Origin of the sequence: Prevotella sp. oral taxon 475 (assembly GCF_018127805.1) — a bacterium.
In the GTDB taxonomy this organism is placed as follows: domain Bacteria; phylum Bacteroidota; class Bacteroidia; order Bacteroidales; family Bacteroidaceae; genus Prevotella.
Genome location: NZ_CP072334.1, coordinates 1,819,154 through 1,841,942 on the forward strand (window position 1 = coordinate 1,819,154; position 22,789 = coordinate 1,841,942).

16 protein-coding genes, 2 tRNA genes and 1 pseudogene are annotated in these 22,789 nt (G+C 49.1%); 14 read left to right on the plus strand and 5 right to left on the minus strand.

From position 1 onward, the window contains the following. Nucleotides 1-184 precede the first annotated feature (184 nt). From J5A66_RS07230 to J5A66_RS07270, 9 genes and pseudogenes are all read left to right on the plus strand, one after another. A tRNA-Thr gene (locus J5A66_RS07230) sits at nt 185-257 on the plus strand. A gap of 5 nt (nt 258-262) precedes the next feature. Then, nucleotides 263-335: transfer RNA gene (locus J5A66_RS07235), tRNA-Gly, on the plus strand. 253 nt (nt 336-588) lie between these two features. Next, nucleotides 589-3,792, plus strand: coding sequence for a carboxypeptidase regulatory-like domain-containing protein (locus tag J5A66_RS07240; protein WP_211789986.1), 3,204 nt, complete (start codon nt 589-591; stop codon nt 3,790-3,792). A 157-nt stretch (nt 3,793-3,949) separates the two neighbouring features. Next, the gene (locus J5A66_RS07245) at nt 3,950-4,282 is read left to right on the plus strand and encodes a cupin domain-containing protein (protein ID WP_211789987.1); all 333 of its coding nucleotides are present in this window, start codon (nt 3,950-3,952) and stop codon (nt 4,280-4,282) included. 1,244 nt (nt 4,283-5,526) lie between these two features. After that, nucleotides 5,527-6,312: a glucosamine-6-phosphate deaminase gene (nagB, locus tag J5A66_RS07250; protein ID WP_211789988.1), complete on the plus strand. Its 786-nt coding sequence runs from the start codon at nt 5,527-5,529 to the stop codon at nt 6,310-6,312. 3 nt (nt 6,313-6,315) lie between these two features. After that, a pseudogene (locus J5A66_RS07255) lies at nt 6,316-8,311 on the plus strand (glucosamine-6-phosphate deaminase). Between the two features lie 126 nt (nt 8,312-8,437). After that, nucleotides 8,438-9,550, plus strand: a complete 1,113-nt coding sequence (locus J5A66_RS07260) for a phosphotransferase enzyme family protein (protein ID WP_211789989.1) — start codon at nt 8,438-8,440, stop codon at nt 9,548-9,550. Beyond that, on the plus strand, nt 9,547-10,200 hold the full coding sequence (locus J5A66_RS07265) for a carbohydrate-binding family 9-like protein (protein WP_211789990.1): 654 nt from the start codon (nt 9,547-9,549) through the stop codon (nt 10,198-10,200). Before J5A66_RS07260 ends, J5A66_RS07265 begins: the two co-directional genes overlap by 4 nt. Before the next feature lie 46 nt (nt 10,201-10,246). Continuing rightward, on the plus strand, nt 10,247-12,946 hold the full coding sequence (locus tag J5A66_RS07270; protein ID WP_211789991.1) for a 3'-5' exonuclease: 2,700 nt from the start codon (nt 10,247-10,249) through the stop codon (nt 12,944-12,946). 202 nt (nt 12,947-13,148) lie between these two features. On the opposite strand, the gene J5A66_RS07275 is transcribed toward J5A66_RS07270, so the two are convergent. Next, entirely contained in the window at nt 13,149-13,739 is a 591-nt protein-coding gene (locus J5A66_RS07275) for a DUF3109 family protein (protein ID WP_211789992.1), read from the minus strand. 118 nt (nt 13,740-13,857) lie between these two features. Then, a complete protein-coding gene (locus J5A66_RS07280; protein WP_211789993.1) occupies nt 13,858-14,523 on the minus strand; it encodes a uracil-DNA glycosylase in 666 nt (221 codons plus the stop codon). 223 nt (nt 14,524-14,746) lie between these two features. On the opposite strand from J5A66_RS07280, the gene J5A66_RS07285 reads away from it, so the two are divergent. Both J5A66_RS07285 and J5A66_RS07290 read left to right on the plus strand, forming a co-directional pair. Beyond that, the gene (locus J5A66_RS07285) at nt 14,747-15,520 is read left to right on the plus strand and encodes a dihydroorotate dehydrogenase electron transfer subunit (RefSeq protein WP_211789994.1); all 774 of its coding nucleotides are present in this window, start codon (nt 14,747-14,749) and stop codon (nt 15,518-15,520) included. A gap of 101 nt (nt 15,521-15,621) precedes the next feature. Continuing rightward, nucleotides 15,622-16,527, plus strand: coding sequence for a dihydroorotate dehydrogenase (locus tag J5A66_RS07290; RefSeq protein WP_211789995.1), 906 nt, complete (start codon nt 15,622-15,624; stop codon nt 16,525-16,527). 83 nt (nt 16,528-16,610) lie between these two features. Here the strand turns inward: J5A66_RS07290 and aroC are convergent, their stop codons facing one another. The 3 genes from aroC to J5A66_RS07305 all read right to left on the minus strand — a co-directional run bounded on the left by aroC (nt 16,611) and on the right by J5A66_RS07305 (nt 19,710). After that, nucleotides 16,611-17,693: a chorismate synthase gene (gene aroC / locus J5A66_RS07295; protein ID WP_211789996.1), complete on the minus strand. Its 1,083-nt coding sequence runs from the start codon at nt 17,691-17,693 to the stop codon at nt 16,611-16,613. A 58-nt stretch (nt 17,694-17,751) separates the two neighbouring features. Continuing rightward, the gene (locus J5A66_RS07300; RefSeq protein WP_211789997.1) at nt 17,752-18,330 is read right to left on the minus strand and encodes a peptidylprolyl isomerase; all 579 of its coding nucleotides are present in this window, start codon (nt 18,328-18,330) and stop codon (nt 17,752-17,754) included. 330 nt (nt 18,331-18,660) lie between these two features. Next, nucleotides 18,661-19,710 (minus strand): type I asparaginase, encoded by a 1,050-nt coding sequence (locus tag J5A66_RS07305; RefSeq protein ID WP_211789998.1) that lies wholly within the window; start codon nt 19,708-19,710, stop codon nt 18,661-18,663. Nucleotides 19,711-19,976: 266 nt separating this feature from the next. Between J5A66_RS07305 and J5A66_RS07310 the strand changes: the two genes are divergently transcribed. The 3 genes from J5A66_RS07310 to mnmA all read left to right on the plus strand — a co-directional run bounded on the left by J5A66_RS07310 (nt 19,977) and on the right by mnmA (nt 22,699). Beyond that, on the plus strand, nt 19,977-20,729 hold the full coding sequence (locus J5A66_RS07310) for a DUF4369 domain-containing protein (RefSeq protein ID WP_211789999.1): 753 nt from the start codon (nt 19,977-19,979) through the stop codon (nt 20,727-20,729). Further along, entirely contained in the window at nt 20,729-21,541 is an 813-nt protein-coding gene (locus tag J5A66_RS07315; protein WP_211791464.1) for an alpha/beta hydrolase-fold protein, read from the plus strand. The genes J5A66_RS07310 and J5A66_RS07315 overlap by 1 nt, the downstream gene beginning before the upstream one ends. A 66-nt stretch (nt 21,542-21,607) precedes the next feature. Further along, the gene (gene mnmA / locus J5A66_RS07320) at nt 21,608-22,699 is read left to right on the plus strand and encodes a tRNA 2-thiouridine(34) synthase MnmA (RefSeq protein WP_211790000.1); all 1,092 of its coding nucleotides are present in this window, start codon (nt 21,608-21,610) and stop codon (nt 22,697-22,699) included. Nucleotides 22,700-22,789 lie beyond the last annotated feature (90 nt).

Below are 22,789 nucleotides of genomic sequence, written 5' to 3' on the forward strand. Positions count from 1 at the left end.
AAGAAGAGCAGGGAGGCGGCCATCCTTTTCTTTCTAAAATCCCATGCCGTAACAACCATTATAGCGTTTATTTCAAACGGCTCTCTATCTTAGAAAAGAAAAATTAGAAGCAAAGTTTGGCACTTCAGAAAAAATGATTTACCTTTGCATCCGCATTTGAGAATCATGTCCCAATGCGGGAAAGGCCGATATGGCTCAGTTGGTAGAGCAATTCATTCGTAATGAATAGGTCCCCGGTTCGAGTCCGGGTATCGGCTCAAATGCGGTAATAGCTCAGTTGGTAGAGCACTAGCTTCCCAAGCTGGGGGTCGCGAGTTCGAGCCTCGTTTACCGCTCTCTAAAACATCCTCCTCCATTTTATTTTTATTTCCCCATCAAGTAGAAGGCGTTGCGTCTTCCAAGCCTCTTTTTGTCCTTTGGAAAGTCGTTTTCTTTGGCTTTTTCCAAAGGGTAAATCATTCTTGTTGAGAAACCCGTTTTTTTTCATTTGTTTTTCTTCGGGTTATCAAAAAAAGAATTAATTTTGCAACGCAATCCTGTGAAAGGATTCTAAATCACTTTTTACTAATTTAATCTTTGTAAATCACTATGCAAAAAAGATTGCTTTTCCTGTTTGCCATCGTGACGCTGTTCACATCTTCTCTCATGGCGCAGGTCACCACGTCGAGCATCAACGGAAAGGTTGTTGCTGGCGGAGAAGAGGTTGTCGGAGCTACCATCGTGGCCATTCACAACCCTTCCGGAACCCGCTATAATGGCGTTACTAACGAGAAAGGACGCTATTCCATCCAAGGAATGCGCGTGGGCGGGCCCTATACCGTCACCATCTCGTACGTGGGCTACAAGAACGAGGTGTTCGAGAACATCAACCTTGCACTCGGCGAAGCCTCTGTCTTCAACGCTGATCTAAAAGAAAACGCACGACTTCTGGGCGAAGTGACCGTCACGGGCAAGGCTGGCGCCAGCGGTATGGGGGCTTCTACCCACTTCTCGAAGACTCAAATAGACAACACACCTACTGTCAACCGCGACATTTACGACGTTGCCAAGCTATCGCCATTGGTGAACGTGAGCAAAAAAGGTGGCATCACCATCGCCGGAACCAACAATCGCTACAATTCTTTTCAAATCGATGGCATGGTGAGCAACGATGTTTTCGGTCTGGCTCAAAGTGGAACCAACGGCGGACAGACCGGTGCCAACCCCATTTCTTTGGATGCCATCGAGCAAATTCAGGTGGTTGCCTCGCCATTCGACATCCGGCAGAGTGGTTTTACAGGAGGTGCCATCAATGCAATTACCAAGTCGGGAACCAACCAATTTAAGGCTTCGGCTTATACTTACTATACAGACGAGAATCTGTATGGCAGATGGAACCAACGATACAACAAAAAAGACAAGTATCAGAACGAAGTAACGAAGACTTTCGGAGCTACTTTCGGAGGTCCGATCATCAAAGATAAGCTCTTCTTCTTTGCCAGTGCAGAATACAAGAAAAACACTTATCCCGCCTCTTACTATGCAGACGCACCCGGATATTTCATGACTTCGGAGGTGGCAAAGGCCATTGCAGAACGCTATGCCCAAGTAACTGGTATCAAAGAAGCCTACAATCGGCGCGACATCGACACACAAGCGTTCTCATTGATGGGCCGTTTGGACTGGAATATCAACAATGACAACAAGTTTTCTTTCCGCTATCAGTTCAACAACGCTTATAAAGACGCTTACGCTGCAGGCTATAAGTCTTACATGTTCAACAACAGTGGCTTTAGAAGAAACAACAAAATGCACTCGTTTGTGGCCGAACTGAACTCTCATCTCAGCCAATCGCTCTACAACGAGCTGCGCGCCGGACTCACTCTTGTGAGAGATCATCGCAGCATTCCTTATTCCGGACCCACCATTTACATCCAAAAGGCCGGCCATTACAACGTTGCAACCAACACCGAATCGAGCGGAGACAACTCCGTGAGCATCGGAACGGAATATTCTTCGGGACTGAACTCTTTGGATCAGAACATCTGGGTGCTTGAGGATAACCTGTCTTGGTATCGCGGAAACCACACGTTCACCTTCGGAACACACAATGAAGTGTACGATATGAAGAACGCTTTTATACAGAATCTCAATGGTCAATACACCTATAACGGCATCAAAGCCTTTATGGACGACAACGCCTCGAGTTTCATTTGGAAGTATTCCGACGAGAATATTACAGGTACCAAGGCCTGGAAAACGCCCTTTAAGAGCGGCCAATTGGGCTTTTACGCACAGGATAAGTGGGACATCAACACACTGTTGCAACTCACCTACGGGCTCCGCTTCGACCTTCCGATCTATCTCAACAGTCCTTCCACCAACCCAGAGTTCAATACCACCGACTATTCTACAAAGAACAATGCCGTGGTAGGCCGTAAACCCAAATCGATGTTGATGGTTTCGCCGCGCATAGGCTTCCGTTGGTACGCCGACGACAGTCACAAAACGATGATCAGAGGCGGACTGGGCATCTTCAATGGACGTGCTCCTTTCGTATGGATAGAAAACGCTTGGGCCAACACGGGCGTGGAATTGAAAGGCGTTACGATATATAGTCCGCACGCACCTTCATTCAGAACCTATGGTACCAACGTGGAAGCAGCGGCCCATTCGGCTGCAGGCAAAGCTGACAAGCCCGATATCTGCACCATCGACCCCAAGTTTAAGTTCCCACAAGTGCTTCGTGCCAACCTGGCTTGGGAGCAACAATTGCCTTGGAACATGAAGTTCTCCTTGGAAGCTCTCTATTCTAAGAATCTGAACAACGTTTGGTTTGAAAACCTGGCCTTGATAGATGAGGGCAAAAAGGTGTATGCCGTGAATGCCGACTACGCTAATTCGGGCACGATTTACTACACCAGCAAAGCCGGAAGCTACCGAAGCATCATCAACATGACCAATACCAACAAGGGATATAGCTATTCTTTGAGCGGAATGTTGGAGAAATCGTTCCGTTTCGGACTCGATTTGATGATGAACTACACCTTCGGACGCTCTTACTCTGTTAACGATGGAACCTCTTCTGTGGCCTTTTCCAACTGGGGATATTATTATAATGTAGACCCCAACGCTCCCACTTTGGCTCCCTCAATGTTCGATGTTCCGCATCGTTTCATGGCTACTGTAGCCTACAACTCGAAGCGTTACGGTGGCGGACGCTGGCAAACCCACGTGTCTCTCACCTATAACGGTACCAGCGGACAGCGTTACAGTCTCACGATGAGCGACAATTCCAACGCCTCTTTCAATGGCGATTACCGTCGAGGCAACACCCTATTATATATCCCCACGGCAGAAGAGCTCGCTAAAATGAAGTTCTCGGACATCAAAAACAAGGCCGGCCTCGTAACGGTCACAGCCGCTCAGCAACGCGATGCCTTTGAGGCCTGGATTCAGAATGACAGTTATGCACGCAAACATCGTGGACAATACGCCACGCGCAACTCGCATCTCACACCGTGGGAGAACCATTTCGACCTGCATTTCTCACAAGATTTCTTCTATCTCAAAGAGCGTGGCAGCAAGGTTGAACTCGTGTTCGACATACTGAACGTGGCCAATTTGCTCAACAAGAAGTGGGGAACGAGCTACTCTTCGGTATATAACATCGACAAATTGGCCGTGAACAAAACCACAGCAGATGCCAATGGAAATCAAATCGGCGACTTCTCGTTCTACGATAACACAACCAACATCAACGATGTAGACAGTCGTTGGCACGCACAAATCGGCTTGCGCGTCACGTTCTAACCCATCGTTACCCCAACCAAAATGGGCAGACACACAAGCGGTCTGCCCATTTTTTTGTTATCTTTGCAAGGAGAACAAGCTGTGTGAGGCCTCTCAATAAGGCCTCAACGCTGTTTCTAACCATTCATCAACCCCTCTATTCACATCCCTATCAACAATGACAATAGACTTCAATCACCTGGAAGAGGTGAAAATCGACGGATTTAAAGGTGGAAAAGGCGAACTCTGCATGCGCAGTTTTGCCGATGAGAAGTGTCGAATCATGCACGGTGTGCTCAGACCCGGAGCCTCAAGCGGACTTCACTGCCACAGCGAAAACAGTGAGATCCTTTATGTTTTGAGCGGCGCAGCCACTTTCTACTGCGACGGAGAGCAGGAAATCGTCCGCCCGGGACAAGTGCATTATTGCCCAATGGGCCACTCTCACTATATGGAAAACAACGAAACAGAAGACTTGGTCTACCTGGCCATCGTCCCCGAACATCATTGATACAGGCTCTTCTCTCCATTTCTCAATCTCTCCGCCCAGTTTTATCACCCGTTTATCCCCTCGAATAGTTGTCGGACATCACTTTCCGACAGAGTCGTCTACAAGCAAAAAGAAAGGGGAAGCTGTCTTGACAGCTTCCCCTTTCAAGGCATTTGGTTCTTTAATGTAGTAGATTTATCTTCAGCATCCTTCCAATGAGTTGAAGAATTGGTCATCAAACTGAAGCGGTGCAAAGGTATATATAAAATGATGACCATGCGAATAAAATCGCAATAAAATAAAAATTTTTACAAGAAAAAAGAGAATTAGTCGCAGAAGAAAGAGGAAAAGAAAAATAAACCTCTGAAAACAAACAAGACAAAAACGATCAAAGACACAGAAAAAAGAAAAGAAACGGCATCTGAAAAAGAAGACCAAAAGGCTTAAAGAAAAGAACACTTCATTCTAAGTCTTTTTATTTACATGCAAGTTTGGGATATATTCGGAACACTCTCCTATCCGTTCACTCCCTTGCCCCTCTGTTTTGGCTCCACAGAAAGCGACATGCCATCCCATATCCGACAGTCAACAAATCTTAAAGGAATCCTCTTCTTTTAACTTGTCTTTTTGAGATCAAATAGAAAAAGGAAAGAGGCGGAAGACCGAAAAACGACCTCTGTCCTATTCAACTCTGAGCACTCGAGGTGCAAAAGCCAAGAGATGAAAATACAAAAGCTAAGAAAACGACTTGCAAAACCTAAGAGAATGGAATACGGAAAAACACCCTTTGCATACGCTAAACAACGTTTTTAGCTCCATTTTTCCTTATTTTCTTCCTACGAAAAACATCTCTTTCGTCATCTAACCCCTACCCCATTCAGGCAACTATTTATCAGTCAGCACCTTACATTACATCCTCCTAAACCTCGTCAGACTGCGCTATTTCAAGCCTCCGGAAAGTTTTTTCCGTACAATCGATTCTCATCCGCCTTTCAGCCCTTTAGTTTTAACTATTCATGCTATTAAATTAAGTTTTATTATATATATTCTACCCTCGCTCACTTCTATCACCAAGAAAACAAAAAAGCCCCAAACAGCGTTCTGATGCCCATCTTTCCCAACGTTCAACACCGAACAACTGCACGGCATAAAAAATGCAAAAAACCGATTTTACTTAGATTTTTTCTATATAGCCATTTCGCCTTTCATTTGAAAATGTGTATATTTGCAGCTCATAATCTTTATTAATAAAAAGTATTACAGCCATGAGAGTAATCATAAAGGCAGATTATGACGGACTGTCCACTTGGGCAGCTGAACACGTCATCGAGTGTATTAACAAGGCAAAGCCCACCAAGGAGCATCCCTTTGTGCTGGGGCTGCCCACCGGTTCTACGCCCATCGGCATGTACAAAGCCTTAGTGCAGGCATGCAAAGAGGGCCGGGTGTCGTTCAAAAACGTCGTAACGTTCAACATGGACGAGTATGTAGGACTGCCGGTCGAGCATCCCGAGAGTTACCATTCTTTCATGTACCGCAACCTTTTCGACCATATCGACTGTCCGAAAGAGAACGTACACATCTTAAACGGTAACGCCGAGAACTGGGAAGAGGAGTGTTGCGCCTACGAAGCAGCCATTCGGGCCGCTGGAGGCATCGATCTCTTCATCGGAGGCGTAGGTGTCGACGGGCATTTGGCTTTCAACGAACCGGGCTCTTCGCTCACATCGCGCACCCGTCGCATGCCGCTCACAACCGATACGCGGGTGGTGAACTCGCGCTTCTTCGACAACAAGGTGGAGAACGTTCCCGAATTTGCACTCACTGTGGGTGTTGGCACCGTGATGGACGCAAGAGAAGTGATGGTGCTCATCAATGGACACGGCAAAGCAGGGGCTCTTCGCGATGCCGTTGAAGGCCCTGTGACACACATGAGAACTGTCAGTGCCCTGCAAATGCACGAAAATGGTATCATCGTATGCGACGAAGCGGCTACCGACGAACTGAAAGTGGCAACATATAAGTATTTTAAAGATATAGAAAGGGCCTGAATCATGCGTTTAAACCTAAGTTCGGAAATCGTATTGAACAAGATTCCCGAAGAGTATTACCATCCTAAAACAGCCGTAGAACGGTCTGAAATCACTCGCTGCGAGAAGATTCCGACAAATATTTTCCCGAAATTGGAAGAGGGTGCAGCCCATATCGCAGATGCCATAGAGGCAGAAATCCAACTCAAAAAGGACCAGGGTAAAACCTGTGTTGGGCTTGGGCACGGGCAACTCTCTCACCCCGGTGTTCGCCGAACTCATCAAACGACACAAAGCAGGACATTTGAGCTTCGCCAATGTCGTAGTTTTCAATGCCTACGAGTATTTTCCACTCAACAAAGAGAATCCTCACAGCAGCATTCGACAATTGAAAGAGCGGTTGCTCGATCATGTCGACATCGCTCCCGAGAATGTGTTTACACTCGACGGAACGGTTCCGCAGGAGATGGTGAACAGCAGTTGCAAACAATATGAGCAGCGAATTGCCGACATGGGCGGCATAGATGTAATGCTATTGGGCATCGGAAGAATGGGAAACATTGCGACCAACGAGCCCGGAAGCGGACTGAACTCCACCTCACGACTGATTCTGATCGATGCCGTTTCGCGCGAAGAAATGACGATGAGCTTCGGTTCCAACGAGGCTGTTCCCCCTTGTTCTATCACAATGGGTATCTCTACAATTCTGGCAGCACGCAAAGTGTTCGTCACTGCCTGGGGCGAAGACAAGGCTGACATCATCCAAAAGACGGTGGAAGAACACGTCAGTGATGCACTGCCGGCATCTTTCTTGCAGACACACAAGGATGCAAGTGTAATAATCGACCTACCCGCAGCATCGCGCCTCACACGAATCGTGCATCCATGGCTCGTCACTTCGTGCAAATGGACTGACAAACTGGTGCGTTCGGCCTTGGTTTGGCTGTGCCAACTTACAGGGAAACCTATCCTAAAACTCACCAATAAAGATTATAACGAGAACGGACTGAGCGAACTACTCGCGCTCTATGGCTCGGCTTACAATGCGAATATCAAGATTTTCAATGATCTTCAGCATACCATTACAGGCTGGCCGGGCGGCAAACCCAATGCCGACGATACCTATCGACCTGAACGCGCAACACCATTCCCCAAACGTGTCATTATCTTCTCTCCCCATCCCGACGATGATGTCATCTCGATGGGCGGCACTCTGCGCCGATTGGTTGAGCAAGGACATGAGGTGCATGTGGCTTATCAAACCTCCGGGAATATTGCAGTGGGAGATGAGGAGGTGATTCGCTTCATGCACTTCATCAATGGCTTTAATCAGCTCTTCGCAGGAGACTCGGATACTGTCATTAAAAATAAGTATCGCGAGATAAAAGACTTCCTCAAACAGAAGAAAGACAGCATTGGCGACACGCGAGACATCCTTACTATCAAGGGTTTGATTCGTCGTGGCGAGGCAAGAACAGCCTCTACCTATAACGATATTCCATTAGACCGCGTTCATTTCCTTGATTTGCCCTTCTATGAGTCGGGAAAAATTGAGAAATTACCTATGGGCGAGGCCGACGTAAAGGTGGTTCGTGAATTCATTCACAGCATTCAGCCACACCAGATTTATGTCGCCGGCGATCTGGCCGACCCACATGGAACTCATAAAAAGTGTACCGATGCCGTGTTTGCAGCCTTAGACGAGGAACTAAAGGCCGGAGAACAGTGGCTCGACGACTGCCGTGTGTGGATGTATCGCGGAGCTTGGGCCGAATGGGAGATAGAGAATATCGAGATGTGCGTACCGATGAGCCCGGAAGAATTGCGGGCAAAACGCAACTCGATCCTTAAACACCAGTCGCAAATGGAGAGTGCACCGTTCCTCGGAAACGATGAACGACTGTTCTGGCAACGGTCGGAAGACCGCAATCGGGGCACTGCTGAACTCTATGATAAGCTGGGATTGGCTTGCTATGAGGCCATGGAGGCATTCGTAGAATATAAGTTCAAGGAGATGTAAACCCGTCTACCTATCATGATTTTTCTCCTGTCGGATTTATTTTACCTATCCAACCGATACGCAATTGGTCCGATTCGTACGATAAATCCGGCAGGAATATCTTTATATTGCTAACGAAAACAACCTATGGAAGAGAAAAAATTACAACAAATCGTTTCACACTTCAAAACGAAAGGCGAAGCAAAAGAAGTGCAACCACTGGGAAACGGACTCATTAACGACACTTACAAAGTAACAATTGCGGGTGAAAATACACCTCGTTATGTGCTGCAACGCATCAATAACACCGTGTTTAAAGATGTGGAATTGCTGCAAAAAAATATCGAACAAGTGACCCATCACCTACGCAAGAAGCTCGAAGAGAAAGGCGTAGACGACATCGACCGTCGCGTTCTCTCCTTTTTGAAATCTGAAACCGGCAAAACCTACTGGCGAGAAGCCGACGAAACTTATTGGAGAATGATGTTATTCATCCCCGATGCCTATACCTTCGAAACTGTGAACGAGAAGTATTCACATGCCGCAGGGTTGGCTTTCGGCGAGTTCCAGGCAGCATTAGTAGACCTGCCCGCTCAACTCGGAGAGACCATTCCCAATTTTCACAACATGGAAGTGAAGTACAATCAGTTGCGCGAAACCATGAAGACCGATCCCGCCAAGCGACTTTCGTCGGTTCTTCCTATGGTGAACGAGATTGAAACACACGTAGAAGAGATGTGCAAAGCCGAGAGACTCTTTCGCGAAGGTAAGCTTCCCAAACGCATTTGCCACTGCGACACGAAGGTAAACAATATGATGTTCGATGCAGAAGGCAACATCCTGTGCGTCGTCGATCTGGATACGGTGATGCCCAGCTTTGTTTTCTCAGACTATGGAGACTTCCTTCGCTCCGCAGCTAACCTCACAGCGGAAGACGATGCCGATCTTTCGCACGTCGGTTTCAACATGAATATCTTCAAAGCCTTTACCAAAGGTTATCTCACATCAGCCGGAAGCTTCCTCACCTCTATCGAAATCGAGAATCTTCCCTATGCGGCTGCACTCTTTCCTTTTATGCAATGCGTGCGTTTCCTCAACGATTATCTTTGCGGCGACGTCTATTGGAAGATCAAATACCCCGAACACAACCTCGATCGAGCCCGGAATCAGTTCCAACTCTTTAAAAGCGTCTGCGAACACGCAGAAGAAATGTCGCATTTCATCGAAGAATGCACTGCCAACAAAGAAAAAGCGTCATGAAAAAGTATATTGCAAAGCCACTGTTCGAGGCAGAAGTGCGAGCAAAAGATGTTCCGGCACTGCTCGATAAAGCCGGAATCGGTTTTGAGAAAATAGCCGAAGCCAATTGGAGCACAGAATTTCCGTATACGCCGCAGGTACAATTCCGACTGGCATACAGTGGCAATCACCTTCTGTTGCACTATCAAGTAGAAGAAGACAGCGTGCGTGCTGTAGCACCAACAGACAACGGACGCGTGTGGGAAGATTCATGTTGCGAGTTTTTTGTTAGTCCTGTAGCCGACAACACCTATTATAACATCGAGTGCAATTGTGCTACGCGTCTGCTGATAGGCTTCGGTGACAGTAGAGAAGGTCGTATTCACGCCCCGGAAGAAGTGCTAAGAAAAGTAGATCGCTGGTCGTCGTTGGGCTACGAGCCCCTCGAAGAGAAAGTGGGAAGATGCTCTTGGCAGTTGGCTCTCGCCATTCCGGTGGACGTTTTCTTCCGACACACAGAACTTTCGCTAAAAGGTAAAACCCTGCGAGCCAACTTTTACAAATGCGGAGACAAGCTACAGCAAATGCATTTCCTGTCCTGGAACCCTATCGATGTTCCCAAGCCCGACTTCCACCGCCCCGATTTCTTCGGTGAAGTGGTCTTTCAATAACCGTCACCTATAAGTCTTTTTCCTTGTCGAAGAAAGGAAAATACAGATGCGAACCACCTCAAATTGGACACCCGATGCAAGTCAAGCCCGTATCATTGCTCTGCAACAGGGTCACCATTTGGTGCTGGCACCGCCCGGATGCGGTAAAACTCAGATCCTGACCGAGCGCATCCAACAGGCCCATCGCCAAGGTCTTCCCTATCGAGACATGCTCTGTCTCACTTTCACCAATCGTGCCGCGCGAGGCATGGCCGAACGAATCGATCATCAGATTACCGATGAAGACCGGCACGAAATCTACGTTGGAAACATTCATCGCTTCTGCTCGCGCTTCCTGTTCGAGAACGGACTCGTTCCATCCGAGTCCTCTATCATCGACGATGACGACTCCGTTAGCATTCTGACACGTTACACCGGTGACGACGAATGCCGACTCGCAGAAGACATTCGACGAAGAAGAGGCCTCCACGAACTTGTTTTTCTCTCGCACCTGGTGCACCAAATCAAGCATGGTCATCCCAAAAATCTGCGGTTACATGCCGACTGTATCAGCGAGGAAGACGTCAAAGCGATGCGTAAAATTTGTGAGATGGAGCAGACCGACTTCACCCCACAAGCTCTGATTCGCATCTACGAGCAGGCCGATATCTACGAGTCGGCAGCACAAGAGATGACAACCGATTACGCAACACAGTGCATCCTCCTCGAATTACTGCGAAAAATGACGCTCGCCCAACAGTATGAACAATACAAAAAGGCGAACAAACTACTGGATTTCGAAGACCTGTTGCTCCTCACCTACGATGCCCTTAGCAGCGATCAGTCCAAGGAATACCGCCGATACAGCTGGATTCAGGTAGACGAAGTGCAAGATCTAAACCCGTTGCAACTGGCCATTGTCGATGCCATCACAGCAGAATCATCGCCCACGGTGATGTATCTCGGCGACGAACAGCAAGCTATTTTCTCTTTCATGGGAGCTCAACTCCACACGCTCAGCTTACTTCGCGCACGCTGTGGCGACAATGTTCACCATCTTGCCATCAATCATCGGTCGCCTAAATATCTGCTCGACGTCTTCAACACCTACGCCCGCGAAGTACTGCACGTCGATGCCAACCTGCTGCCCACTGCCGATAATCACATTCAAGGCACCGGCAACGAACTGCAAATGATAGCCAGCAGCGGACTTGCCACCGAATTAGAAGACACCGCTCGCCTTGCCAGCATCCTGCAAAACCAAGCATCTCAGGAGACCACCGCCATCATTGTGAGTGCCAATCGCGATGCCGACGAAATCAGTTCTGCCCTCCGTCGGCAAGGCCTTGCCCACTTCAAGGTGTCTGGAGAAGACCTTTTTGCCACCCCCGAAGTGAAACTTCTCTTCGCCCATCTCAACCTTCTGTCCAACCCCCACAACTTCATTGCCTGGGCACGACTGCTCAAGGGATTGCACATTTTTGAGGGAAACACCGCTGCCCGCAACTTCGTTCAGTCGCTTTTCCGTTGTTCTATGTCGCCGGCCGACCTGTTAGAATTTCCCGATGGCAGTTATATCGAGAACTTCCTACATCTCTTCGACACCCGAGAAATAGTTGTTTTCGACACCGAGACCACCGGTCTCAACGTCTTTGAAGACGATATTGTGCAGATTGCCGCCGTGAAAATGCGGAATGGCCAAGTGGTTCCCGGTAGTCGTTTCAACGTTTTCATCGCCACCGAGCGTCCCGTTCCGCAGCTGTTGGGCAGCCTTCCCAACCCCATTCTTCAAGAACTTACCCGCAACACCCTGCTACCCGCAGCCGAAGCCTTACGTCAGTTTATGCAATATGCCGGCAACGGGGTATTGTTGGGCCATAATGCCGACTACGATTACCACATTCTCGACCACAACCTGCGGCGATATTGCCCCGACATCAGCTTAGAAAAGCAGCATCCCACCTATCTTGATTCGCTCAGAATCATCCGTTTGCTCCAGCCCCATCTGCGGCAATACAAACTGAAAGCCCTACTCGAGACGTTGCAACTCGAAGGTGAAAACTCGCACCTGGCCGACGAAGACGTGATGGCCACAGTGAGTCTAACGGCCTGGTGCTATGCAAAAGCTCAAGAGAAAATCCCTCTTCAGCGAGCGTTTCTTGCCAAAAGTCGTGTTCAGGAATGTGCCAACGCCTTGCGAAAACGATACAGTGAGCCTTATTTCGCAGCCCGCTCACGTCTCTACATCCGATTATCGCAAAACGAGGAAGCCGCTTTGGTGCAGGAACTCAAGAGCTTTCGCCGCCTACTCTCTGCCGAAGAGCTTCTTCAACCCGTCAAAAACCTGAACTACATCTACACCTTTCTTCAAGCCGATTTGCTGGATGTGTCGTCCGAACCCTCGCTCGTCGAACAGCTATCCAACCACATCCTCGAAATCAACACCCTGAAAGAAGCCGATCTTTGCAGCAGTCACGTTATCGACGAGCGCATTTTTGTCACCACCGTACACAAGGCCAAAGGACTCGAGTTCGACAACATCATCCTCTTCGATGCCATCGATTCGCGCTATCCCAACTACTACACACAGTCGGTTCCGCGGCTTTTCAACGAAGAGGCCCGCAGGTTCTACGTGGCCATCACTCGTGCTCGCCGGCGTCTTTTCGTTCTATGGTCGCTTGCACGTGAAGGTTTTGGCGGTACGTCCCGCCCCAATCAACTCACCCGATTCATGACTCCCATCCTCCACTTCTTCACCGAGGGCTAATCCATCGTTATCTCTTTGGTTCTCAACATCTTATTTAAACGTTTTATAAAAGCTAAGAAAATGAATTGCAAAAGCTAAGAAAACAGCATGTAAAAGCTAAGAAAATGGACTGCGTTTTCTTAGCTTTTGCAGCTCTATTTCTTCATTTCTGTTTTTTATTCTCTTTGTTCTTACTCCTCACAAAGAGTCAGCACGGTTGTTTTTACCTTTTTAGTTGCTCTGCCACCTCGCATAATTCCCTATACCATTCCTCTCCGAATCGACGGATGAGAGGCGCCTTCAGAAAACGATAGATAGGCAAATCGAGTTCGCATCCCTTCTTGACGGCCGGCCTACAAACCTCCCAACGATGATAATTCAGCCCCACGATGCCACCCGGAAATTCTTTGGCGCGGATGGGATAAAGAGCACACGAGAGAGGTTTACAGAACGCACTCCGCCCCATACGGTGCGCGCGCTCCAACGCACAGAGGCACATTCCGTCTTCATAACAGGTGAAAACGCAATCTTTTCCGTTCACAATACTGGTCACAAGGTCGCCATCGCGGTCGTTATAAACCACTCCCTGACGGTCGATTACCCCTTGTGCAGAGGCCGACAGCTCGCTCCACACACCATCGAGAGCGGCTTCCAACTCTGCCACCTCATCAAGTGCGACGGGCGCACCGGCATCTCCTTCGATGCAACAAGCGCCTTTACAAGCCTCGAGATCGCAGCAAAACTTCTCGGTAATGATGTCCGACGAGATGAGTACATGGCCCACCTGCAAGATAGGAGGAATCTCTTTGTTCATATCTGATGGTTCTATAAAAGCCCTGAAGCCCGTTTCTGCCATCAAAACGGTCTTCAAGGACAGCACAATTTCTAATTGTCAGTCTCTTTGTTTTCGATTTTTCGATTTGCTATCTACCTTACCACACAATCTCTTTCATACCGTGTGAAGACAGGTAGGCATTGGTTTGAGAGAACTGATGGTTGCCAAACCACCCGCCACGATTGGCCGACAGCGGAGAGGGATGAACCGATTGGAGGATGAAATGTTTCGAAGCGTCGATCAATCGCGCCTTACTGCGTGCGTAACCGCCCCAAAGAATAAAGACCAAATGTTGACGATAACGGCTCAACGCACTGATGGCAGCGTCTGTAAAAGTCTCCCAGCCACGGTGTTGGTGGCTTCCCGCCTGATGAGCTCTCACTGTTAGCGTGGCATTGAGCAACAAAACGCCCTGCTTTGCCCAACGAGTGAGATTCCCACTCAAAGGAATGGGCGTTCCAAGGTCGTTTTCTATCTCCTTAAAGATGTTCTGTAACGATGGCGGAAAGGCGATTCCATCGTTCACAGAGAAGCTTAAGCCATGCGCTTGTCCTACATCGTGATAGGGATCTTGCCCGATAATGACGACTTTCACCTGATCAAAAGGACAGAGATTGAAGGCGTTGAAGATGAGTTTTCCCGGTGGGAAGCACTGATATTTTTTGTATTCGCTGCGTACAAACTCAGAAAGGGCTGCGAAATAGGGCTTTTCAAACTCACTGCCGAGTTGCTCTTTCCAAGTGTTTTCTATTTTTACGTCCATCGTTACATGTTGTTTGTCTGCAAAGTTACGGAAAATGACACACCTTACAAAATGCGATCAGCGTTGTCAACAATAGAAGAATGCCAGGAAAAGAGGGAAATTTAGCCTTTCCACATCTCAACAACCGTTTTTATAATAAGCTTATCTCAATTTGCACTCGCTATAGGAATCGAGCCTCAGGAAAAAGAGTTAAATTTGCAACCACATTCATAGAAAGCGACTTATGAGAAAGTTTTGTCTTGACCTTCGGGTCAAAACAGTAGAGAAAATGAACGATCGGCATGTGCTGATTAAGCTCACTCACAACCAATTACTGCCCGAGATGCAAGCTGGACAGTTTGTTGAAGTGCGCGTAGACCATTCGCCCGACACCTTTCTTCGCCGTCCTATCTCCATCAATTGGGTGGACAGAGAACACAACGAACTGTGGCTTCTCGTGGCCATCGTTGGACAGGGAACCCGCCAAATGGCCCAATTAGAAGCGGGCGAACTGCTCAACTGCGTGCTGCCATTGGGCAAAGGATTCACTCTTCCAAGTTCTGACAACGAGCGATTTCTGTTGGTTGGCGGTGGCGTAGGCGTGGCTCCACTGCTGTTTTTGGGTAGACAGATGCGCGAGAGAGGGGCAATGCCTACGTTTTTGTTAGGTGCTCGTTCGGAGAAAGACTTGTTGTTGATGGAGGAATTCGAACGCACGGGACGCGTTTTCGTCACCACCGAAGACGGCACCGCAGGCCATCAAGGTTTCGTTACCCACCATCCGGTATTGGAAAACGAGACCTTCGACCGCATTTGCACTTGCGGACCGACACCCATGATGCGGGCCGTAGCACGTTATGCGCAGCAGAAACAAACCCTCTGCGAGGTGTCTTTAGAGAATATGATGGCCTGTGGCATCGGTGCATGTCTGTGTTGTGTGGAGAAGACAACAGACGGAAACCTCTGCGTTTGCAAAGATGGACCGGTGTTTAATGCCCAAAAACTGGTGGGTTGGTGACTCCTTCCGCCTTTGAAAATCTAAGGAATGGGAAGCCCGAAATCTCTGATTTCGACAACGAAAACAGAAAAAGCTTAGAAACTAAAACAGAAAAATAGGAAATGGCAAGTTTGAAAGTGGAAATCGGTTCATTGCGATTGAAAAACCCGGTGATGACCGCTTCCGGCACATTCGGCTACGGTCTGGAGTTTGAAGACTTTGTTCCGCTGGATCAAATCGGCGGTATCATCGTCAAAGGAACTACCCTACAGCCGCGCGAAGGCAACGATTATCCCCGCATGGCAGAGACCGCTCAGGGGATGCTTAACTGCGTTGGATTGCAGAATAAGGGAGTGGACTACTTCTGCCAGCAAATCTATCCACGAATACAAAACATCGATACGAACCTCATTGTCAACGTCAGCGGCAACACACCGGAGGACTATGCCGAGTGCGCAGCTCGTATCAACGCACTGGAAAAGATACCGGCCATCGAACTGAACATCTCTTGTCCCAACGTGAAAGAGGGCGGAATGGCTTTCGGAACCTCCTGTGCAGGAGCGGCAAGCGTAGTTCGTGCCGTGCGAAAACGCTACCATCAAACTCTCATTGTAAAGCTCTCGCCCAACGTAACGAGCATTGCCGACATTGCACGAGCCGTTGAAGACGAAGGGGCAGACAGCGTTTCGCTTATCAATACGCTGATGGGCATGGCCATAGATGTAGAAAAACGTCGGTCGGTTCTTAGCATTCACACAGGCGGTTTGAGCGGTCCGGCAGTGAAGCCGGTGGCTCTTCGCATGGTGTGGCAGGTAGCAAAGGCGGTGAAAATACCCGTTATCGGATTGGGAGGCATCAGCAATGCCACCGATGCCATCGAGTTTTTGATGGCCGGAGCCTCTGCCATCCAGATCGGAACGGCCAACTTTCTCGACCCCACCGTTACGCTAAAGGTGCGCGATGGCATCGATCGTTGGTTGGAAGAACACGGTGTTAAGGATCTAAAAGAGATCATCGGAGTGATATAAAAGAGGCAAACATCACCTTGTTTTGCCACTGATGAAAAGGTCGAATCCGGAGAATGCGATACTGCCATCTCCGGATTCGACTTTTATTTTTCGATGTGTTGAGCAGCATTCAGCAGCCAACTGTCCAGCAGAACCATCGCCGCCATCGCCTCGACAATGGGCACTGCACGAGGGACCACGCAGGGATCGTGCCGGCCATGAGCAGTAAATGCTGTTGCACGACCCTCCTTATCCACAGTGTTTTGCGGCATGAGAAGCGTGGCAACAGGCTTGAAAGCCACACGGAAAAAGATGTCTTGCCCATTGCTGATGCCGCCTTGGATGCCGCCACTGTGGTTGGTGAGGGTGGAAACGGCCCCATCTTGCAGGCAGAAAGCATCATTTGTATCGCTTCCTTTACGGCCTGCCATCGCAAAACCATCGCCATATTCAAAACCTTTTGCGGCATTAATGCCGAGCATAGCATAGCCTAAGCGGGCATGAAGCTTATCGAATTCGGGGTCGCCCAGGCCTGCAGGGCAGCCCGTTATCACACAGTTCACCACCCCACCGACGGTGTCTCCCGCGGCTTTCGCTTCGAGAATGCGCTCTTCCATCGCCGTTGCCGTCTGCAGATCGGGACATCGCACGGCGTTTTCTTCGATCTTCGAGAGGTCGTACTGCCGATAATCGCCGGTCAGAGCCACGTCTCCCACCTGCGATACATAGGCCTGTATGCCGATGCCCAACGGCCGGAGAGCCAACTTGGCCAAAGCTCCACCCACGCAGCAGGCAAGAGTCGTGCGAGCAGAAGACCGTCCACCGCCGCGATGATCGCGAAGACCGAATTTGCGAAAATAGGTATAGTCGGCATGCGACGGGCGGAAAATATTCCGCATGTTGTCGTAATCCTCTGAATGTTGGTCGGCATTGCGCACCACAAACCCTATGGGTGCACCCGTAGACCGACCCTCAAACACACCACTGAGCAGTTCTACACAGTCTTTCTCCTGCCTGCCGGTAGTGAGCCGACTCTGGCCTGGCCGTCGACGATTCAGTTCGGATTGAATCTGCTCCAGATCGATTTCAACACCTGCAGGCATACCGTCTACCACGCCGCCGATGGCTTCTCCATGGCTCTCGCCAAAGGTAGTGAGCGTGAAAATATGGCCAAAAGAGTTGCGCATGGTCAGTCGTTTTCTACACCATTCTTACCTTTTTCCTTCGCTTCTTGCTCATACGAGCCTAATGACAGCAGCAACCGTCGTGCTCGTGGTCGTGATGATGATGGTCGCAACCACCTCCACAGCCTCCGCAACCACAGCTTTCACCGTTGAGATGATTCATGAGGTTTTGTATCTCCTCGTTCGTGGCCTCACGGTTTTCCACCATTCGCCCTTTAAACAGCAGATCTTTATCGGCCAAAGGATGGTTCAGGTCCATTTTTACTTTATCTTCCGACACCTCGAGAACGCGGCCCATGAATCGGTTTCCGTCTTCGTTCTGCAAAGGAACGACGGCATCTTTATAAATATTTTCATGGTCGAAATGACCGTTGATCGAAAAGATGGCCTTGTCAAGGTCGAGCACCCGTTCGTCCTCATGAGTCCCGTAAGCCTCTTCGCAGTCGATGCCTAAAGTGAACTCCTCGCCTTTAGGCAAGTCTTTCACACCATTTTCAAAAGCCTCGAGTGCAATTCCGAAGCCGCTGATAAAGACAAAAGGCTTGTCGGCGGGGGCCTCTTCCACTAATTCTTCCTTACCGTTTTCCACCGTATAGAGCTGATAAGCCACGGCGATGTACTTGTTGAGTTGATTCTCCATATTGTTGTCGGATTGATGTTTTGTTGCAAAGGTACGACAAAAAAGCGAATCGGTGGCGAGAAAACACACTTTTCGAGTCACGGAAGAAAAGGCATACTACGTCTCGATGACGAGTCTCTTCATTTCTGATCTCTTAGCTTTTGAGCTCCATTTTCTTAGTTTTCGACGTGCAAAAGCTAAGAAAATGGAGCTCAAAAGCTAAGAGATGAGAAACGGGTTTGTATGCGTCTGATTTACAGGAAGAAACAACTGCACTTTCTCTATCTGCCCTTCCTCCTCTTATAAATGATCAAGACATCTCTCTGGAAGAGGCCCATCAGAACCGTTTTCTTAAACCGAGATTTCTCCGGCGATAGACTGGTGCATCAGTTTTCGCACAATACTGTTGTCGCGATACAAGCCTTGGAGATGCATAAGCTTGGTGAGGGCCGCCTCTACGGTGCTATCATATCCGCTCACAACTCCCGCATTCTTGAGTTGAAAGCCAGTGTCGTAGCGTTCCATCTCCACCTGTCCGGCCACACACTGACTGATATTGACGATCACAACACCCCGTTCCGAGGCCTCTTGCAGCAGTTTCATGAGCCACGGATGTTGCGGAGCATTGCCGCTTCCATAGCTTCTCATCACGATGCTACGCAGTTCGGGCGACTCAACCAAGTGTCGAGCAATGTTCTCTTGAATGCCGGGGAAGAGCGAAAGAATGGTGATATTGGAGTCGAGTGCTTGATGGGGTTGCATCGGACGACTGAAGTCGGGGCGAAGAATCTCGTGCGTATGGAAGTTGAAATTAATGCCGGCATCGCACAAGGGAGGATAGTTGAAGGATTCGAAGGCATTGAATCCGTCGGCATTTTGCTTGGTAGAACGATTTCCACGCAGCAGTTTTCCACTGAAATAGATGCACACCTCGGGCACAAGCGGCGTGCCATCGGCGTGGTGAGAGGCAGCAAGATCGATGCTGGTGACGAGGTTTTCTTTGCCGTCGGTTCTCAATTGGCCCAGCGGCAACTGACTTCCCGTGAGGATAACAGGCTTCGTCAGATTCTCCAACATAAACGAAAGGGCCGATGCTGTGTAGGCCATCGTGTCGGTTCCATGCAGAATCACGAAGCCATCATATCGGTGATAATTGTCCGCAATGATGCTCACGAGATGCGCCCAAAGCCTTGGTGCCATGTCACTTGAATCGATGGGCGAGGCGAACTGATGCACGTCGATACCTGTTTGCAGGTATTCGAATTCGGGAAGCTTGTCGATGAGATGGTTGAAGTCGAGAGGTTCCAACGCGCCGGTTGTGGGATTCTTGCCCATTCCGATGGTTCCGCCTGTGTAGATAAGCAAAACTTTGGAGGTTCTTTTGAAAACGGGAACGGCCATAATGACAATTTTTTAAACTTAAAAATTGCTGCAAATATACGCCAAATCCCCGGTAAACCAAAAAATAAACGTATATTTGCGATGCCTCAAAAGAGGACTAACGATGAATGAAAACCCGCTTTCAAACATCGATACGACCCGGAAATTTAACGGCAATGACGATTCCACGCTATCCGTGACAAAACTTCGTTGCCAGCACTTCGGGGCAAAATGGGGCCGAAGACTGCCTCTATCCGTGCTCATAGAAACATAAAAATAGAAAAGATATGACTCCAAAAACATTTTTTACGCTGTGCTTCTGTTCCTTATTCTTTGTGCAATGCCACCACACAGACTCTCATCATCTGCGCATCAAGGGGCAGATTGAGGGGGTGAAAGACTCGCTCGTCTTCATGATGAGCGGATTTTCTAACGGCGAACTCGTTGCAAAAGATACCACCATCATGACCGACAATGGGGCTTTCGATCTGACGTTGCCTTTAGACAGTCCGCTTTTGCTAGAGGTTTTCGATGGGGCCACCGACCGGAATGGCGGTTATGCCGGCTTCAATACCCTTGCCGTTCCGGGCGAAGAACTGACACTGACGGGCAATATTGCCACCGAATGCGAATTGGGCGGCAGCGATTTCTATCGCCAGCTCAACGAGGCTGAGAAAGGAATTAGGCCCATCACCGGCAAAATGAATCAGCTGGCCAAAGACTACGGACGCCTGCAAGATCAGGGAAAGATGACTGATGCCCTCATGGAACGCTTTAGCAAACGGGGCCTTATGCTACACCTGCAACGCGAGAAGGCGATCTTCAAGTTTGTGAAAGCACACCCCGACGAAGAGGTTTCGGCCGCATTGATACACTATTTGGACGTAGACAGTGCCAAAAAATTGGTAAAAATGCTTTCCACGCGGGTGCAGAAGGGGAGATTGAAAACCTTTTTCGGTCCGATTGTCGAGGCGCAACCGATGCCTGTTCAACTTAAAAAGGAAACCTGTCCGGCAAAAGAAAAACCCGTCGTCAGATGATGAGACGAGGTTTGTTTTTACTGTTCTTCTGTGCCATCGCTCTTTTGGGGTGGGCACAAAGAACGGAGAAAGGAAATTTTATGATGAAGAAAGGCGTGATTCCCAAAGGATATAACTTTTGGGTTTACACGCCTGCCGAATATGAAACAGACCGGCATCCGCTGCCGCTGGTAATCTTTTTGCACGGGGCGAGCTTATGTGGAAACAATCTGCAACGGGTGCGTCGTTATGGCGTTCTCGATGCGATAGACCGCGGAAAGATCATTCCGACACTCGTTGTGGCACCGCAAAATCCTGGCGGAGCATGGAATCCGCAAAAGCTAAACGACCTGCTGGAGTGGACAAAAGCCAACTATGAGGTAGACTCCACCCGCATTTACGTGTTGGGAATGAGCCTGGGCGGATATGGAACGATGGATTTCGTGGCGACCTATCCGCAAAAGGTGGCAGCGGCGATGGCTCTGTGCGGTGGTTGTTCGAAAAGCGATGTAAGCGGAATTGGGCAGGTGCCGATGTGGATTATGCACGGAACGGCAGACCGGGCGGTGAGTATCAAGCAGTCGGAACGAGTGGTGAACCAACTGAAAGACCTCGGTCAGGATGCGCTTCTGCGCTACGACTGGGTGCAAGGAGGCTCGCATGGATTGCTGGCCCGACTGTTCTACCTCCAAAAAACCTACGACTGGCTGTTCTCTCACTCGCTGAACGATCGCCCGCGAATCGTGGATCGTCACTTCGATATTACTCGCGAAGATATCCAACAGACTTATCAGGAACTGAAATTTCTACCCTCAATGTACGATCATGACTAACTTTCGCCTTACCGAAAGAGGGAAAGAGCAGTGCTCTTTCCCCTTTTTTGTGCTATCTTTGCAGGCATGAACGTCAACGAAATCAAAGATCAAAAGATAGCCGTACTCCTCTCTGGCGGAGTGGACAGTTCGGTGGTGGTCTACGAATTGGCCCAATTAGGACTTCAACCCGACTGCTTCTACATCAAGATTGGCCCCGAGGAAGACGAGGAATGGGACTGTTCTTCGGAGGAAGACCTGGAAATGGCCTCCGCCGTTGCTGCCCGATTCGGTTGTGGACTCGAGGTGGTAGACTGTCATGAGGCATACTGGCAACAGGTGACTCGCTATACAATGGAAAAGGTGAAGGCAGGTTTCACACCCAATCCCGATGTGATGTGCAACCGAATGATTAAGTTTGGGGCTTTCAACGAGAAGCGTGGACATGCCTACGACTTGATTGCCACCGGCCATTATGCGCAAACGGAATGGATCGATGGACGGAAATGGCTCGTCACCAGTCCCGATCCCGTGAAAGATCAGACCGACTTTCTGGCTCAGCTTCATCCCTATCAGCTGCAGAAAGCCCTCTTCCCCATCGGACATTATCAAAAGGAAGAGGTGCGGCAAATTGCCCAACGGGAACATCTCATCAATGCTCGCCGCAAGGATAGTCAAGGGATTTGTTTCCTCGGAAAAATCAAATATAATGATTACATTCGGCGTTACTTGGGCGAAAATCCCGGCGAGGTGCTCGAGTTTGAAACCGGACGGAAGATTGGAATGCACCGTGGACTGTGGTTTCACACCATCGGTCAGCGTCACGGATTGGGTTTTGGCGGTGGTCCTTGGTATGCCGTGAAGAAGGATGTGGCGCAGAATCGGCTCTATGTGAGCAAGGGATTCGAACCACAAACAGCCTATAAAAAAGATTTCCCTATACACGATCTGCACTTGCTCACGGCTCCTCTTGAAAGCCTGGAGGTGACGTTCAAGATTCGTCATACGCCTGAATACCATCGCGCCACGCTCGAACCTCTGGCTCAAGGCGCATATCTTGTGCATGCCGAGGCTCCGATTCAGGGCGTGGCTCCCGGTCAGTTTTGCGTGATCTATGACCGTGAGCACCACCGCTGCTATGGCTCGGCAGAGATTACAATAGGAGATGGAGAAAGATAAACAGATCTGTTGCGACGCCATTCTCATCAAAAAGTATATACCTTTTTTTAAGACCTATATACCTTTCATGAAAATGTATATCCCTTTTGG

Bases quoted from the DNA above. Each gene is read 5' to 3' on its own strand.
- aroC (WP_211789996.1), bottom strand. From the start codon at position 17,693: ATGCGCAACTCTTTTGGCCATATTTTCACGCTCACTACCTTTGGCGAG.
- J5A66_RS07310 (WP_211789999.1), top strand. From the start codon at position 19,977: ATGACTCCAAAAACATTTTTTACGCTGTGCTTCTGTTCCTTATTCTTT.
- J5A66_RS07315 (WP_211791464.1), top strand. From the start codon at position 20,729: ATGAGACGAGGTTTGTTTTTACTGTTCTTCTGTGCCATCGCTCTTTTG.
- J5A66_RS07265 (WP_211789990.1), top strand. From the start codon at position 9,547: ATGAAAAAGTATATTGCAAAGCCACTGTTCGAGGCAGAAGTGCGAGCA.
- J5A66_RS07300 (WP_211789997.1), bottom strand. From the start codon at position 18,330: ATGGAGAATCAACTCAACAAGTACATCGCCGTGGCTTATCAGCTCTAT.
- nagB (WP_211789988.1), top strand. From the start codon at position 5,527: ATGAGAGTAATCATAAAGGCAGATTATGACGGACTGTCCACTTGGGCA.
- J5A66_RS07240 (WP_211789986.1), top strand. From the start codon at position 589: ATGCAAAAAAGATTGCTTTTCCTGTTTGCCATCGTGACGCTGTTCACA.
- J5A66_RS07270 (WP_211789991.1), top strand. From the start codon at position 10,247: ATGCGAACCACCTCAAATTGGACACCCGATGCAAGTCAAGCCCGTATC.
- J5A66_RS07275 (WP_211789992.1), bottom strand. From the start codon at position 13,739: ATGAACAAAGAGATTCCTCCTATCTTGCAGGTGGGCCATGTACTCATC.
- J5A66_RS07285 (WP_211789994.1), top strand. From the start codon at position 14,747: ATGAGAAAGTTTTGTCTTGACCTTCGGGTCAAAACAGTAGAGAAAATG.
- J5A66_RS07290 (WP_211789995.1), top strand. From the start codon at position 15,622: ATGGCAAGTTTGAAAGTGGAAATCGGTTCATTGCGATTGAAAAACCCG.
- J5A66_RS07245 (WP_211789987.1), top strand. From the start codon at position 3,950: ATGACAATAGACTTCAATCACCTGGAAGAGGTGAAAATCGACGGATTT.
- mnmA (WP_211790000.1), top strand. From the start codon at position 21,608: ATGAACGTCAACGAAATCAAAGATCAAAAGATAGCCGTACTCCTCTCT.
- J5A66_RS07260 (WP_211789989.1), top strand. From the start codon at position 8,438: ATGGAAGAGAAAAAATTACAACAAATCGTTTCACACTTCAAAACGAAA.
- J5A66_RS07305 (WP_211789998.1), bottom strand. From the start codon at position 19,710: ATGGCCGTTCCCGTTTTCAAAAGAACCTCCAAAGTTTTGCTTATCTAC.
- J5A66_RS07280 (WP_211789993.1), bottom strand. From the start codon at position 14,523: ATGGACGTAAAAATAGAAAACACTTGGAAAGAGCAACTCGGCAGTGAG.